Origin of the sequence: Proteus genomosp. 4 str. ATCC 51469 (assembly GCF_003144375.1) — a bacterium.
GTDB lineage: Bacteria > Pseudomonadota > Gammaproteobacteria > Enterobacterales > Enterobacteriaceae > Proteus.
In genome coordinates this window covers 79,589-94,368 of the sequence record NZ_PENV01000015.1, presented here as the reverse complement: position 1 = coordinate 94,368, position 14,780 = coordinate 79,589, and the positions used below count along the sequence as shown (strand labels likewise).

At 38.1% G+C, this 14,780-nt stretch carries 12 protein-coding genes and 5 tRNA genes; 2 read left to right on the top strand and 15 right to left on the bottom strand.

Annotation, left to right across the window (positions count from 1 at the left end):
* Positions 1 to 36: 36 nt before the first annotated feature.
* From rimM to ffh, 3 genes are all read right to left on the bottom strand, one after another.
* The gene (gene rimM / locus DK866_RS14505; RefSeq protein WP_036932577.1) at positions 37 to 582 is read right to left on the bottom strand and encodes a ribosome maturation factor RimM; all 546 of its coding nucleotides are present in this window, start codon (positions 580 to 582) and stop codon (positions 37 to 39) included.
* Positions 583 to 600: 18 nt separating this feature from the next.
* Positions 601 to 849 carry a 30S ribosomal protein S16 gene (gene rpsP / locus DK866_RS14500; protein WP_004244772.1) on the bottom strand — a complete coding sequence of 83 codons (249 nt, stop codon included), beginning with the start codon at positions 847 to 849 and terminating at the stop codon, positions 601 to 603.
* Between the two features lie 137 nt (positions 850 to 986).
* The gene (gene ffh / locus DK866_RS14495) at positions 987 to 2,348 is read right to left on the bottom strand and encodes a signal recognition particle protein (protein WP_109409470.1); all 1,362 of its coding nucleotides are present in this window, start codon (positions 2,346 to 2,348) and stop codon (positions 987 to 989) included.
* 172 nt (positions 2,349 to 2,520) lie between these two features.
* Between ffh and DK866_RS14490 the strand changes: the two genes are divergently transcribed.
* Positions 2,521 to 3,321 (top strand): cytochrome C assembly family protein, encoded by an 801-nt coding sequence (locus DK866_RS14490; RefSeq protein ID WP_109409469.1) that lies wholly within the window; start codon positions 2,521 to 2,523, stop codon positions 3,319 to 3,321.
* A 33-nt stretch (positions 3,322 to 3,354) separates the two neighbouring features.
* Complete coding sequence (locus DK866_RS14485; protein ID WP_109409468.1) at positions 3,355 to 4,629, top strand: CNNM domain-containing protein; 1,275 nt, start codon at positions 3,355 to 3,357, stop codon at positions 4,627 to 4,629.
* Positions 4,630 to 4,674: 45 nt separating this feature from the next.
* On the opposite strand, the gene DK866_RS14480 is transcribed toward DK866_RS14485, so the two are convergent.
* The 12 genes from DK866_RS14480 to pncC all read right to left on the bottom strand — a co-directional run bounded on the left by DK866_RS14480 (position 4,675) and on the right by pncC (position 14,749).
* Positions 4,675 to 5,424: a hypothetical protein gene (locus tag DK866_RS14480; RefSeq protein ID WP_109409467.1), complete on the bottom strand. Its 750-nt coding sequence runs from the start codon at positions 5,422 to 5,424 to the stop codon at positions 4,675 to 4,677.
* Positions 5,425 to 5,614: 190 nt separating this feature from the next.
* Positions 5,615 to 6,130 (bottom strand): S-ribosylhomocysteine lyase, encoded by a 516-nt coding sequence (gene luxS, locus DK866_RS14475; RefSeq protein WP_109409466.1) that lies wholly within the window; start codon positions 6,128 to 6,130, stop codon positions 5,615 to 5,617.
* A 162-nt stretch (positions 6,131 to 6,292) separates the two neighbouring features.
* Complete coding sequence (gene gshA / locus DK866_RS14470) at positions 6,293 to 7,876, bottom strand: glutamate--cysteine ligase (RefSeq protein ID WP_109409465.1); 1,584 nt, start codon at positions 7,874 to 7,876, stop codon at positions 6,293 to 6,295.
* Positions 7,877 to 8,060: 184 nt separating this feature from the next.
* A tRNA-Arg gene (locus DK866_RS14465) sits at positions 8,061 to 8,137 on the bottom strand.
* 50 nt (positions 8,138 to 8,187) lie between these two features.
* Positions 8,188 to 8,264: transfer RNA gene (locus DK866_RS14460), tRNA-Arg, on the bottom strand.
* A gap of 56 nt (positions 8,265 to 8,320) precedes the next feature.
* Positions 8,321 to 8,397 (bottom strand) — tRNA-Arg (locus DK866_RS14455).
* An 88-nt stretch (positions 8,398 to 8,485) separates the two neighbouring features.
* Positions 8,486 to 8,562: transfer RNA gene (locus DK866_RS14450), tRNA-Arg, on the bottom strand.
* Between the two features lie 8 nt (positions 8,563 to 8,570).
* Positions 8,571 to 8,663: transfer RNA gene (locus DK866_RS14445), tRNA-Ser, on the bottom strand.
* 465 nt (positions 8,664 to 9,128) lie between these two features.
* On the bottom strand, positions 9,129 to 9,317 hold the full coding sequence (gene csrA, locus DK866_RS14440) for a carbon storage regulator CsrA (RefSeq protein ID WP_004244778.1): 189 nt from the start codon (positions 9,315 to 9,317) through the stop codon (positions 9,129 to 9,131).
* Between the two features lie 220 nt (positions 9,318 to 9,537).
* Positions 9,538 to 12,165, bottom strand: a complete 2,628-nt coding sequence (alaS, locus tag DK866_RS14435) for an alanine--tRNA ligase (RefSeq protein ID WP_109409464.1) — start codon at positions 12,163 to 12,165, stop codon at positions 9,538 to 9,540.
* Positions 12,166 to 13,067: 902 nt separating this feature from the next.
* Positions 13,068 to 14,135, bottom strand: a complete 1,068-nt coding sequence (recA, locus tag DK866_RS14430; RefSeq protein ID WP_109409463.1) for a recombinase RecA — start codon at positions 14,133 to 14,135, stop codon at positions 13,068 to 13,070.
* 107 nt (positions 14,136 to 14,242) lie between these two features.
* Positions 14,243 to 14,749: a nicotinamide-nucleotide amidase gene (gene pncC, locus DK866_RS14425; protein ID WP_109409462.1), complete on the bottom strand. Its 507-nt coding sequence runs from the start codon at positions 14,747 to 14,749 to the stop codon at positions 14,243 to 14,245.
* Positions 14,750 to 14,780: the final 31 nt, after the last annotated feature.

The following is a 14,780-nucleotide window of genomic DNA, read 5'->3' as shown; positions in this document are numbered from 1 at the left end:
TCGTGTCCCACTATTGAGAACCGTTAACCGGATAATCTAAAAACCAGGATCCCAATCAACGATAATTTTTTTCGCTGAGAGATCGACTTTCTTGATAACCTGCCCATCAAGAAACGGAACTAACCGTTCCCCAACACCGAATGCATCTTTCAGATTAGCTTTAATGACCATTACGTCATTTGAGCCAGTTTCCATCATGTCAGTAATGACACCTAAATCGTAACCCTTGTCAGTTTCAACATGGCAACCCATCAGATCTTTCCAGTAATACTCACCTTCAAGTTCAGGCAGTTGCGATGCATTCACGACAATTTCAACATTAGTTAGGAAATTAGCTGCATCTCTGTCGTCAATACCTTTTAGCTTGACGATAATATCTTGGTTGTGATGTTTCCAACTTTCAATTTCAATGGTTTCCCATTGTCCATGTCGTTGAATAAACCACGGTTGATATTCAAAAATGTTTTCGGCATGTTCGGTGGAGGAAAAAACTCTGAGCCAACCACGGATCCCGTAAGGTGAGCCCAACTTCCCCATAACAATAGGTTCTACAGGCTCTTTTAAGGTTTTTTGTTCGCTCATTGTTACCACCGCGACAGATTAAGCGCTTTTCTTCGCTGATTTGATCAGGCCAGCAACACGTTCTGAAACAGTTGCGCCTTGAGCAACCCAGTGTTCAACACGGTCTACGTCTAAACGTAATTCTTCTGCATTACCGGTTGCCAGTGGGTTATAAAAGCCTACGCGTTCAATGAAACGACCATCACGCGCATTGCGGCTATCGGTTACTACTACTTGGTAAAACGGACGCTTTTTTGCGCCGCCACGAGCTAAACGAATTGTTACCATAACATCCTCATTAGTTAATAAAACAACCAGACGCCATCGAGGAACGGAGTCCGGTTGTCATATAAAAAGCCCGAAAAGTTTACTCACTTTGGGGAAAAAAGCAATCCAAAGCACGTTTTTTTTCCGGCTTTTTGATTTTAACGGCCTGGAAATCCAGGTGGCATCATACCTTTCATGCTACGCATCATCTTAGCCATGCCACCTTTTTTCATTTTTTTCATCATGCGTTGCATATCATCAAACTGTTTTAACAAACGGTTGACGTCTTGCACTTGCGTTCCTGAACCCGTTGCAATACGGCGTTTTCGAGACCCTTTGATGATTTCGGGTTTTTGGCGCTCTTTTTTAGTCATGGAATTAATAATGGCTTCCATTTTCACTAAAATTGAATCATCCATTTGTGATTTTACAGCATCTGGCACCTGAGACATACCCGGCATTTTGCTTAACATACTCGCCATGCCGCCCATGTTTTTCATTTGCTTTAATTGATCTAAGAAATCATTTAGATCAAAGCCATCACCTTTTTTAAGCTTCGTCGCCAGCTTTTCAGCTTGCGCTCTATCAACTTTGCTTTCAATATCTTCAATTAAAGACAGAACATCACCCATGCCTAAAATACGAGAGGCAATACGATCTGGGTGGAAAGGTTCTAAAGCTTCTGTTTTTTCCCCAACACCGAGGAATTTGATAGGTTTACCTGTGATATGACGAATTGATAACGCCGCACCACCACGCGCATCACCATCAACTTTTGTTAAAACAACCCCTGTTAATGGTAATGCTTCGTTAAACGCTTTTGCTGTATTTGCTGCATCTTGACCCGTCATAGCATCAACAACAAATAAAGTTTCAACCGGGTTAATGGCTTTATGAAGAAGCTGGATCTCCTCCATCATGCCTTCATCTACGTGCAAGCGTCCCGCGGTATCCACCAGTAACACATCATAAAATTGAAGCTGTGCATGTTTTAATGCATTACTTGCAATCGTCACTGGGTTTTCTTGCACTGTTGATGGGAAGAAATCAATACCAACTGTTTCAGCCAATGTTTCAAGTTGTTTAATCGCCGCTGGGCGATAAACATCAGCAGAAACAACCAGAACCTTTTTCTTCTTTTTCTCTTTTAAGAATTTACCTAATTTTGCAACACTGGTTGTTTTACCAGCACCTTGCAAGCCTGCCATTAAAACAACAGCAGGTGGCTGAGCAGAAAGATCAAGGTCAGTATTGACTTCCCCCATCGCATTGACGAGTTCATTTTGAACTATCTTCACAAACTCCTGACCCGGTGTCAGGCTTTTGTTAACTTCATGTCCTACTGCGCTTTCTTTAATTCGCGCAATAAAATCACGAACCACTGGTAAGGCAACGTCGGCTTCTAATAACGCCATACGCACTTCACGCAGTGTCTCTTTAATGTTTTCTTCGGTCAGTCTTCCTCGACCGCTTATATTGCGCAGCGTGCGCGATAATCTGTCACTTAAATTCTCAAACATTATCTTAGCTCAGTGTTAAAGTTGGGCTTATCAGTATGTATGTCATCGATTATATCACGATGACTCGCGGATCTCTGCATAGAGATTTAAGCTTAATGACTTCAATAGTTGGAGCCGAATGCTCCTAGCGCTATACTAGGAAGTTATTCAAACAATATATGTAAGCGAAACTATGCCCGTTATATCAATCTCTATCGTCGCTGTCTGCGCTTATTTACTCAGTCTGGTGCTCATTTTACCGGGCCTGTTACGAAAAGAGCAGAATGGATACCGTGGATTAGCACTCCTCTTCGCGGTTATTGCGCTTGTTGCGCATGCTATTTCATTAAAATTTTTAATTTTCCGTCCTCACAGCGGGCAGGATCTTTCACTCACCAATCTAGGTGCCGTTGTAAGCCTGATGGTCTGCGTTATTATGACGATTGTGGCTTCTCGTGGCCGAGCATGGTTTTTACTGCCTATTGTTTATTGTTTTGCAATAGTCAATCTTGTCATTGCGGCACTCATGCCGGGTGAATTTGTTACACATCTTGAAAGTAGCACATCACTCTTTATTCATATTGGGCTTGCATTATTAAGTTATGCCACATTATTGATTGCAGCGTTATATGCATTACAACTGAGTTGGCTAGACTATCAACTAAAGAATAAGAAACTAAAATTTTCACCTCAAATGCCACCATTAATGACAATTGAGCGAAAAATGTTTCACATTACACAGGTGGGTGTTGTGTTACTAACACTAACATTGTGTACAGGTTTGGTGTATATGGATAATATTTTTGGTAAAGAAAATATCCATAAATCGATTTTTTCTATCATCGCTTGGTTTGTTTACGTCATTTTATTATGGGGACATTTCCGCGAAGGGTGGAGAGGAAAAAAAGTCATTGTTTTTAACTTGATTGGCGCCATTATTTTGACATTAGCTTTTTTTGGTAATCGTTTATTACAAGAGTTAGTGCTTAATTAATTTTTATTTTAGGGTAGCAAAAGGATCTCAATTTTGGAGCATGTGTCGACAACTACGCTCATTATCATACTAATAGCGATGATTATTGCCTCAGCTTATTTTTCTGGAACAGAAACCAGCATGATGACGATTAATCGTTATCGTCTTCGTCATGCGGCAAAACAAGGAAATCGCTCTGCAAAACGTGTTGAAAAACTATTACAACGTCCGGACAGATTGATCAGTTTGGTATTGATTGGCAATAATCTGATTAATATCGTCGCATCTGCATTAGCGACAATTGTGGGTATGCGTTTATATGGTAATGCTGGTGTTGCTATAGCCACAGGTATATTAACTTTTGTGATCCTTATTTTTGCTGAAGTATTACCAAAATCAATCGCAGCACTGTATCCAGAACGGATAGCCTATCCAAGTAGTGTTATTCTCTCTCCTTTGCAAAAACTGATGCTACCTATTGTTTGGTTTTTTAATAAAATCACATTAATACTGATGCGAATTTTAGGGATCAAATCGCCAATAATACAAGGTAATGCTGTTTCAAAAGAAGAGCTACGAACAATTGTAAATGAGTCAAAATCAAAGCTTTCCCAAAGAAATCAAAATATGTTGCTTTCTATTCTTGATTTAGAAAAAGTGACTATTGGCGATATTATGGTACCAAGAAATGAGATTTTTGGTATTGATGTCAATGATGAATGGAAATCCATCGTAAGACAGTTAACCCATTCTCCTCATGGTCGAATAGTGCTTTATCGCGATACACTTGATGATGCCATTGGTATGCTACGAGTACGAGAAGCCTATCGCTTAATGACTGAGAAAAAAGAATTCACCAAACAAATTTTGATAAAAGCGGCAGATAAAGTCTATTTTATTCCTGAAAGCACACCTTTAAATTTACAGCTTGTCAATTTTCAGCGGAATAATGAAAAAGCGGGTATTGTGGTTGATGAATACGGTGAAATTCAAGGTTTAGTCACCGTTGAAGATATTCTAGAAGAAATTGTGGGTGACTTTACCACCTCAATGTCACCTTCATTAGCAGAAGAAGTTATCCCTCAAAAAGATGGTTCATTGCTCGTTGACGGTACAACAAATATTCGAGATATCAATAAAGCATTTGGTTGGCATTTACCTGAAGATGAAGCCAGAACTATTAATGGCGTCATTATTGAAGAGCTTGGCGATTTACCCGTTGTCGGTAATAAGATAAAAGTCAGTGATTATGAATTTGAAATACTTGATGTTCAAGACAACGTCATCAAAAAGGCTTTAATTCGCCATCACGTGCTACCTCATCTTTAACGAATACAAAATAAAGCGCTTATTTAAGCGCTTTATTTTTGCTGTTTATCCGAGTTCAAATCGTAATTTACTATTACGAAAATCAAATTCTCTCGCAGGTTTCAAATAGAAAGGATCTATCACTTGTTCTGTCTTAAGTTGAGTGGATCTTACTTGTTGATAATCAGAATAAAAACCATGATTCTTTATCCACATCACTAAATTAAGTGCAGGCTCATGAGAATAAGAATAACCGTACTCTTCTCGTCGGCAAATAAAACACGCTGTTTCGCCTTTGCTTAAAGTAAGAGAAAGAGACTTGCGTGGAAAATTAGTAATGATAGAGCCATCATCTTTTACTGATTCAATATTGAAATTATGAGGTGCTAAAGTCTGAATATTTTCATATTTTAAATCTAAACTTTCACCAGAATAACTATTGGTTTTAATTCTATCCTCCTGAAAATACCAATGATATTCTTCATCTTCTTTTTCTTTGTAGAGATAATCCCCACCGATTTTGATTATCGTATTAGTTTCAGCTTTAGTTATTTTTTCAAATTGTTGAGTCTCTATTTCTGAGGAAAATAACAAATGTTCAGGCTTGATAATGAGCTCAGGCTCAGAGTGAAACCGCCTAACATACTGTTTATGTACACGCTCAAAATAACGATATTCTTGTGCTTTAGAGAGGCCCTGATAGAAAAAAACATCTTTAGGAAATTGAGTACGCAACGTACTTTTACCAAAAAAATAAAATTCTCGAACAAAAAACTCTAAAACCAATTTAGGTGATAAGAATTGGTGATTTTCCATAACAAAAGTGTACTCCGTGTATTAAGCATAAATTTAATCCATTATTGTGATAACAATATAAGAAGATAAGAAAATAAAACAATGGGATAACGAAAAGAAAAAGAGGAAGGATATTAGAATAAAAAGAGACAATAAATCAGGATGCGAATTTCTTGATCTATTGTCCCCTAGTTTTATAAAGTAGCTAAATCTAGATATGTAGCTCTTTTAATGTCTCTTCAGGAAGTGCTAATTCGTCGTTATGATTAATACCAATATTATGAGCTAAAATGTCTCGTGCAATATCTTGCGCTTCAGTCAGAGAATGCATTTCATAAGTGCCGCATTGATACACATTTAACTCAGGGATATGATTTTGATCTTTTACTTTCAAAACATCTTCCATTGCTGCTTTCCATGCATTAGCAACTCGCTGTTCTTCTGGTTGCCCAATTAAGCTCATATAGAATCCGGTACGGCATCCCATTGGCGAGATATCAATAATCTCAACACCATTACCATTAAGATGGTTACGCATGAAGCCTGCGAACAAATGCTCTAATGTGTGAATTCCTTTCTCAGGCATGGCTTTTTTATTTGGCACAGTAAAACGCAAATCAAATACCGTGATGGTATCACCAGATGGCGTTTTCATTGTTTTAGCAACGCGTACAGCTGGTGCAGACATACGTGTATGGTCAACAGTAAAGCTATCCAATAAAGGCATAAAAAACCTCCTAAGAAAAATTTAAATATTTTTAAGAAAAAATGAAACTTTCTGCAAGTAGCTCGGTCTTAGTAATGAATACGCGCAAAATGTTATCATCCCTATTTCTCTATAGAATTTTTCAGCCACACAAATCTTAGTGTGGCTTTTTTCTATCTAAGTTTAGGAAGCCACGTTATCGGCATTTGCCCCTGCATGGATCTTCAAATACTCATCAAAAGAAATGGTATCACTCTTTTCTAACTCTTCTTGACGTTTTATGGATGAAATTCTCTCATGATCAAAAGCTTCATCAGTCAACGTTTCATAAGGTGTTTTAATTAATTCTTGGTAATATTCTTCCGCTAAAGATAAACCATAACTGCCAATGCCTTGTGTTTTGATTTTCTCTAACAGTCTACCAGAGAAGGTTAGCTCTGGATTATCAAACATTTCTTCTAACTTAACACAAACTTCCATGTATTTTGTGCCAGAACAACAATCAAGAACATTTGCCACACGTTTTAAATCCGCAAATAACGCTTTACCTACTTGTGCTAATGGTTCTTTTCTTTCACCACAACCCATTCCAATAACTTGACCAGGCTTACGCCCTTCTAGAATAACGTTATTCCAATTTGCACGACAACACGCTAATTCAGAAGCACTCATTTCAGGAGCATCAGCTAAAACACACCAAATTAAGAATAAATCAAGGAAACGAATTTGTGTTTCATCGACACCAATTGGCGTAAATGGGTTGATATCGAGTGAGCGAACTTCAATATATTCAATACCACCACGTAATAAAGCATCAGAAGGCGATTCATCCCCTTTAACGACACGCTTAGGACGAATAGGTGCATAAAGCTCATTTTCAATCTGCAGTACATTGGTGTTTAATTGAATGTACTCACCATCTTTATTCTTAACACCCAGTTTAGCAAATTCGTCAGATGGTTTATGAATCGCTTTTTTCAGCCCTTTAACGTAGGTTCCAAGGTGATTAAAGGTAATATCTAAATCACTTTGTGATTTATTGGTATATCCCAAGTCACTTAAACGTAATGACGTTGCATAAGGTAAATATTTCGCACCTTTTGGCGTACTTTCAAATGGTAAGTTTGTCTCTCTTCCCTTCAAGAAAGATCCACAAATTGCTGGCGATGCACCAAAAAAGAATGGAATAACCCAACCAAAGCGATAATAGTTACGGATCAAACGCAGATAACCGTCTGAAATCGCTTCTTTACCACTCTCCTCATCTTTTACATTCGCCCATGCTTGCCAAAATTCAATAGGTAATGAAAAGTTATAATGCACACCTGAAATGGTTTGCATTAAAGCACCATAACGATTTTTCAAGCCTTCACGATATAACGTTTTAAAACGCCCTACATTGGATGTGCCAAATTGAGCAAGCGTAATCTTATCTTCCGCTTCAATAAAGCAAGGCATACTCATAGGCCACATACGTTCATTGTCTAAGTGACGTGCCGTATAGCGATGTAAATCGCCTAAAAAATGCAAGGTATGTGAAATATTGTCATCAACAGGCGTAATAAACTCTAACAGAGACTCAGCGAAATCCGTTGTGATCCATTTATGAGTTAATGATTTACCCAATGAAATAGGGTGTTCTGTTGATGCTAAATTGCCTTCTGGCGTTACTCTTAAGGTTTCGCGCTCAATACCACGATGGATGCCACATAAAACTTTAGGGTGTGCTTCCAGCCAAGAAAGCGCTTTGGATACGTCCGGGATCAAAGGTGACCTCCCGCGTTGATTAATGTAAGTAAATAGATAGGAGTTACTTTATCGTAAAGTCACTAAATTGTCGCTGATTAGATGATGTTAGCATTGTTAGTTGATGCTAAACAAAAGATTAACATCATAAGAAATAAGCGAATTATAGAAAGCAAAAAGCCTCGCTATTGCGAGGCTTAAAAGATGGTGCATCCTGGAGGATTCGAACCTCCGACCGCTCGGTTCGTAGCCGAGTACTCTATCCAGCTGAGCTAAGGATGCAGGTCTAACGAATTATTCTAGAAATAATTTATACGATATCTGATAAAAGATGGTGCATCCTGGAGGATTCGAACCTCCGACCGCTCGGTTCGTAGCCGAGTACTCTATCCAGCTGAGCTAAGGATGCGTCGTAGTAATCTTTCTAGCTGCTCATATTGCAATTGGCAATAATGAGTAATGAGATGGTGCATCCTGGAGGATTCGAACCTCCGACCGCTCGGTTCGTAGCCGAGTACTCTATCCAGCTGAGCTAAGGATGCGCCGTTTTTATACTTTACTCTTTTAATGCAAATTATTCACCATTTGCACCAAAATAAAAACCCCATACATTAATCATGGGGTTGGAATTGGTGCATCCTGGAGGATTCGAACCTCCGACCGCTCGGTTCGTAGCCGAGTACTCTATCCAGCTGAGCTAAGGATGCAATCTAAATGGCGGTGAGAGAGGGATTCGAACCCTCGATGCAGCTTTTGACCGCATACTCCCTTAGCAGGGGAGCGCCTTCAGCCTCTCGGCCATCTCACCATATTTAGAACCACTCGAAGAAGTTCTTACTGAACATCTCGTCTCTGTGTGGCGCACATATTACTTTCTCAGCCTAAGAAGTCAAACAATTTTTCTCAACTTTTTACGAATATATGTTTGTTTGAACACTTCACAAACAAACTGATGCGTTTATCAGCAAGATTGGCTAAAAAAGTCCTAAACACAATGATATCTCTGATGAAAAATCATTCAAGTATTTTATTCTCATAACAAATATATTTATTCTCAAAACAAATAATTGTGAAGCGAATGATTAGAGGTAAAAAGAGTTTCAATTCTGTCAATCAGAATAAACGGATAGTGTAATAATAAATGCAACTCAAGGAGAGTGAAGATAGGAACCAAAAAGGGAATAAAAAGTCTTAGAAAGAGAAAAGCGCCCAGACCCGGCAAAAGTGTGGACGCTTACGAATGAATTGTAACTAACTAAAAATGGGAATTTGTTTAGTAGTTATCGGTAGGCTGAGTTTTCTCGGCCTGAATTCGTTGATAGATCTCTTCACGATGGACAGATACTTCTTTGGGTGCATTTACGCCAATCCGTACCTGATTACCTTTAACCCCTAAAACGGTTACGGTTACATCATCGCCTATCATAAGCGTTTCACCAACTCGACGAGTTAGAATAAGCATTCTTTGCTCCTTGAAAATTTACAAGAGTCGGGTCTCTAGAATTTCCCGGCCATTATCCATCATACATTGTCAATTCGTATAATCATTATTTATCACAAGTAACTCATACTTCATAACAAAATATAAATTTAGTGACTGATTATTTAACGGATCATCAATATCTCTATAAGGCGTTATCCCTATAAGTAAGGAATAACGCCTTTTTTCAGGTTATTATCGCTTACAGATGCGATTCAACCCACTCGTCAACACTTGCCAAAGCCACAGGTAAAGCATCAATATCAGTACCACCAGCTTGAGCCATATCAGGGCGACCGCCACCTTTACCGCCGATTTGCTGTGCTACAAAACTAATTAACTCACCTGCTTTAACTTTAGCAGTCAAATCTTTAGTGACCCCAACAATTAAGCTCACTTTACCATCAGAAATAGTAGAAAGCACAATAATTGCTGAACCCAATTGATTTTTTAAATCGTCAACCATCGTTCTTAACATTTTTGGCTCAACACCATTAAGCTCACGAACTAAAAGTTTGATACCTTTCACGTTTTTAGCTTGTCCACCTAAAGAAGAACTTTCTTGGGCAGCTTGCTGATCTTTTAGTTGTTGGAGTTCTTTTTCTAATAAGCGGTATTTTTCTTGGACTGTCTTAATTCTTTCAACCAAGTTTGTACCGTCACTTTTTAGAACTTGTGCAACAAGAGAGATAAGGTCTGATTGCTCATGAACACTCTCAATTGCTGTAATACCTGTAATTGCCTCAATACGACGAATACCAGCAGCAGTGCCTGACTCACTGATAATACGGAACAAACCAATATCACCCGTTCTAGAAGCGTGAGTACCACCGCAAAGCTCAGTAGAAAAATCACCCATGGTTAAAACACGAACACGTTCATCGTATTTCTCACCAAACAGTGCCATAGCACCTTTCTCTTTAGCGTCTTCAAGATCCATTAACTCAGTGACAACGGGTGAGTTAAGACGGATTTGTGCGTTTACAATGTCTTCGATTTCGCGCAATTGTTCTGGTTTAACTGCTTCAAAATGAGAGAAGTCAAAACGCAGGTATTTATCGTTAACCAAAGAACCTTTTTGCGTAACATGCGTACCCAGTACTTGGCGTAATGCAGCATGTAATAAGTGAGTCGCAGAGTGATTTAAGCGAATGGCATCACGGCGAGCAATATCAATGTTAGCATTGATTTTATGGTTAACAATAAATGACCCTACGTTAACTTTACCAATATGGCCAATCGCTTTACCGTATTTTTGCGTATCTGTGACTTCAAACTGACTATCTTTGCCTATCAGAACACCTTTATCGCCAACCTGTCCACCAGACTCGGCATAGAATGCCGTTTTATTTAAGAAGATAATCCCTTCTTCGCCTGCTTTTAATTCAGTGACTGATTGTCCGTTATGGAAAATGGCAGTAATTGTACCCTGCTGTTCATTATGATCATAACCAGAGAAATCACTGCGACTATCAACTTTAATAAGACTATTATAGTCAGTACCGAAACCGCTGGATTCACGAGCTCGTTTACGTTGCTCTTCCATCGCGACTTCAAAGCCTTTCTCATCAACTTTGATATTTCTTTCACGACAAACATCAGCAGTTAAATCAAGAGGGAAACCATATGTATCATAAAGGCGGAAAGCGGTTTCACCCGGAAGAACGTCATCTTTTAATTGAGCAAGCTCTTCATCTAATAGTTGAAGACCACGTTCTAATGTACGAGCAAACTGCTCTTCTTCCGTTTTTAATACTTTTTCAACGATAGCTTGTTGGCGTTTTAATTCTTCACCTGCTTCAGCCATCACTTCAATTAATGGAGCGACTAATTTATAGAAGAAGGTATCTTTGGCACCAAGCATATAACCATGACGTACTGCTCGACGAATAATACGACGCAGAACATAGCCACGGCCTTCATTAGAAGGGATAACGCCATCGCAAATAAGGAATGAACAAGAACGAATATGATCGGCAATAACGCGTAATGATTTATTTTCTAAATCCGTTGCATTAGTCACTTGTGCAACAGATTTAATTAAAGAACGGAATAAATCAATGTCATAGTTAGAGTTTACATGTTGTAAAACAGCGGTAATACGCTCTAACCCCATTCCCGTATCAACAGATGGTTTCGGCAGTGGGTCCATAGTGCCATCTGACTGACGATTAAATTGCATGAAAACGATGTTCCAGATCTCAATATAGCGATCGCCGTCTTCTTCTGGTGATCCTGGAGGTCCGCCCCAAATGTGGTCACCATGATCATAAAATATTTCGGTACAAGGTCCACAAGGGCCAGTGTCACCCATTTGCCAGAAGTTATCTGATGCAAATGGTGCGCCTTTATTATCACCAATGCGGATTATTCTTTCGGCAGGAATACCAATTTCTTTATTCCAAATATCATAAGCTTCATCATCTGTGGCATATACCGTTACCCAAAGTCTTTCTTTAGGTAAGTTAAACCACTCTTTGCTGGTTAATAATTCCCAAGCAAAATTGATTGCGTCATGTTTGAAATAGTCACCAAAACTGAAATTACCTAGCATTTCAAAAAAAGTATGGTGACGAGCAGTATAACCCACATTTTCTAAATCGTTATGTTTACCACCTGCACGCACACAACGTTGTGCAGTTGTCGCTCGGGAATAAGGTCTATTGTCCAATCCAAGAAATACATCTTTGAATTGGTTCATCCCTGCGTTTGTAAACAGCAATGTTGGATCGTTATTTGGAACCAAAGAACTGCTAGGTACTATTTGATGTCCTTTAGTATGAAAAAAGTCGAGAAACGCCTGACGGATCTCAGCGGTGCTTTTGCTCATAATTATCCCGAAATCAAGCTGGAAAAACAGAAATTAGAAATCTAGTTAGAGGAGGTTTATTGTTACCTCTACTTAGCCAACGAATACATAAGTAGGGATAAGATAGAATTTCTTCTGTCAGAAGTAAAACCCCCGATAAACTTATTCGTGTTGACATTGTAAATCGTCTAGTTTTTTTCTGAAAGTGGGATTGTTATCTGAGAATGGGACTTTTCTCTATTTAAGAGAGATTATTCTAAGAAATGTAAGTAGTTTAAAGTATTTTCATTTTGTAATTATTAAAAACTATTTGTTATTATTAGTTTTTTATCTCATCACATACTATATGTGTTTTTTTCTTAAATAATTTCTTTTTCTTATAGCAATCAATAATAAACACATAAGCATTATCACTTAAAACAAATAATAAACTCACGATAACTTGCTAAAATAAAAGTGTTTCTCAGTACAAAACCTATCTCATCACTAAATAATCTCTAAAATACTATCTAAATTAGATTCAAATATCTTGAAGGTATTTATCACTATATGTCAATTATTTACTATCTGGTTCAACCAGATAGTAGTAATAATTCTTATTTAGATTTGTAATTTATGAGAATATATCATCAAAACTTCACTATATAAACTTTCATACAACTATAAAAAATAGTTAGTAAAAAATATCGTTATATCAAATAAAATAGTGTTAAAGGCTGATTTTGATGGATAGAAAATAGAATAAACTCGATATGAACCCTAAATTGGATAAATAATACTGCATACAACAAAAAGGAAGCTTTTTTAGAGCTTCCTTTTTTAAGTGAGTTAAATCACATTAATTGACTAACCATTTATCATTATAATGATAATAATTTGTCTAAATATGGAATCAGTTAGTTGTTTTATCACAAGCTAAGAGATTATTCTTCCGCCTCTCCGAGATCGGCCGCATCACCTTCATTCGTGAAATCAGCTGCGCTTGTAAACTCACCTGCGTGGTTTAATAACATTTCACGTAGTTTGGTATTTAAATCATCGTACATTTCTGGATGCTCTTTTAGGTAAGTTGTTGCATTGGCTTTACCTTGACCAATCTTCTCACCATTATAGCTGTACCATGCACCAGCTTTTTCTACCAATTTATGTTTAACACCTAAATCGATAAGCTCACCAAAAGTATTAATACCTTCGCCATACATTATTTGGAATTCGGCTTGTTTAAATGGTGCTGCAATCTTATTTTTTACGACTTTAACGCGGGTTTCACTACCCACAACTTCATCGCCGTTTTTAACAGAACCGATACGACGAATATCTAAACGCACAGATGCGTAGAACTTAAGCGCATTACCACCAGTTGTGGTTTCTGGGTTACCAAACATAACACCGATTTTCATACGAATTTGGTTGATGAAAATAAGTAATGTATTTGAGTTTTTCAAGTTACCCGCTAATTTGCGCATAGCTTGGCTCATCATACGAGCAGCAAGACCTACGTGAGAATCACCGATTTCACCTTCAATTTCAGCTTTTGGCGTTAACGCAGCAACTGAGTCAACAACGATAACATCAACAGCACCAGAGCGAGATAATGCATCACAAATTTCTAAGGCTTGCTCACCGGTATCAGGCTGAGAACACAGCAGATTATCAATATCTACGCCTAATTTTTTTGCATAAATTGGATCTAATGCGTGCTCAGCATCGATAAACGCACATATTTTACCTTCACGTTGAGCTGAAGCGATAACTTGTAGTGTTAAAGTTGTTTTACCTGAAGATTCTGGGCCATAGATTTCAACAATACGACCACGTGGTAAACCACCAGCACCTAAAGCAACGTCTAATGATAAAGAACCTGTAGAGATGGTTTCAACGTTCATGGAACGATCTTCGCCCAGACGCATGATAGACCCTTTACCAAATTGCTTTTCAATTTGACCAAGTGCTGCGGCCAATGCTTTTTGTTTGTTTTCATCAATAGCCATGTTATCTCCCTCTGGGCAGTGAAGCATAAGGATGGGTCACTACCATTAAAACGTGTATGATTTTGCTTGTTGAAATTTATTATACTGTATAATCATACAGTATCAAGTTAATTATTTATAATTTCTCTAAGTATTGATTTTAAAGAAAAAATAACAGATTCCGCTCTTACTTGCTCTCGTGAACCACTGAATATACAGTGTTTTGCTGTTACCTGAACACCTGTTGTTGTTTTAACAGCAAAGCCAAACCAAACTAACCCCACTGGTTTTTCTTTACTGCCTCCACCAGGACCAGCAATACCGCTAACTGAAACAGCAAAATCTGCATTTGCAGCACTAAGTGCGCCTTTTGCCATTTGAAGAACAACTTCTTCGCTAACAGCGCCGTATTTAACCAAGGTTTGTTCATCAACGCCTATCATTTCATGCTTTGCTTCGTTACTGTAGGTCACAAAGCCACGGTGATAATAATCAGAACTTCCTGCAATATCCGTGATGATTTTTGCAATCCATCCACCAGTGCAAGACTCTGCCGTTGTTATCGTGCTCTTCTTTTCAATTAACGCTTTACCCACCTCAATACTTAGGCGAGTCATTTCATCGTAATTTATCATTAAGGCTCATCTAACCTCTATTCTAAATTCT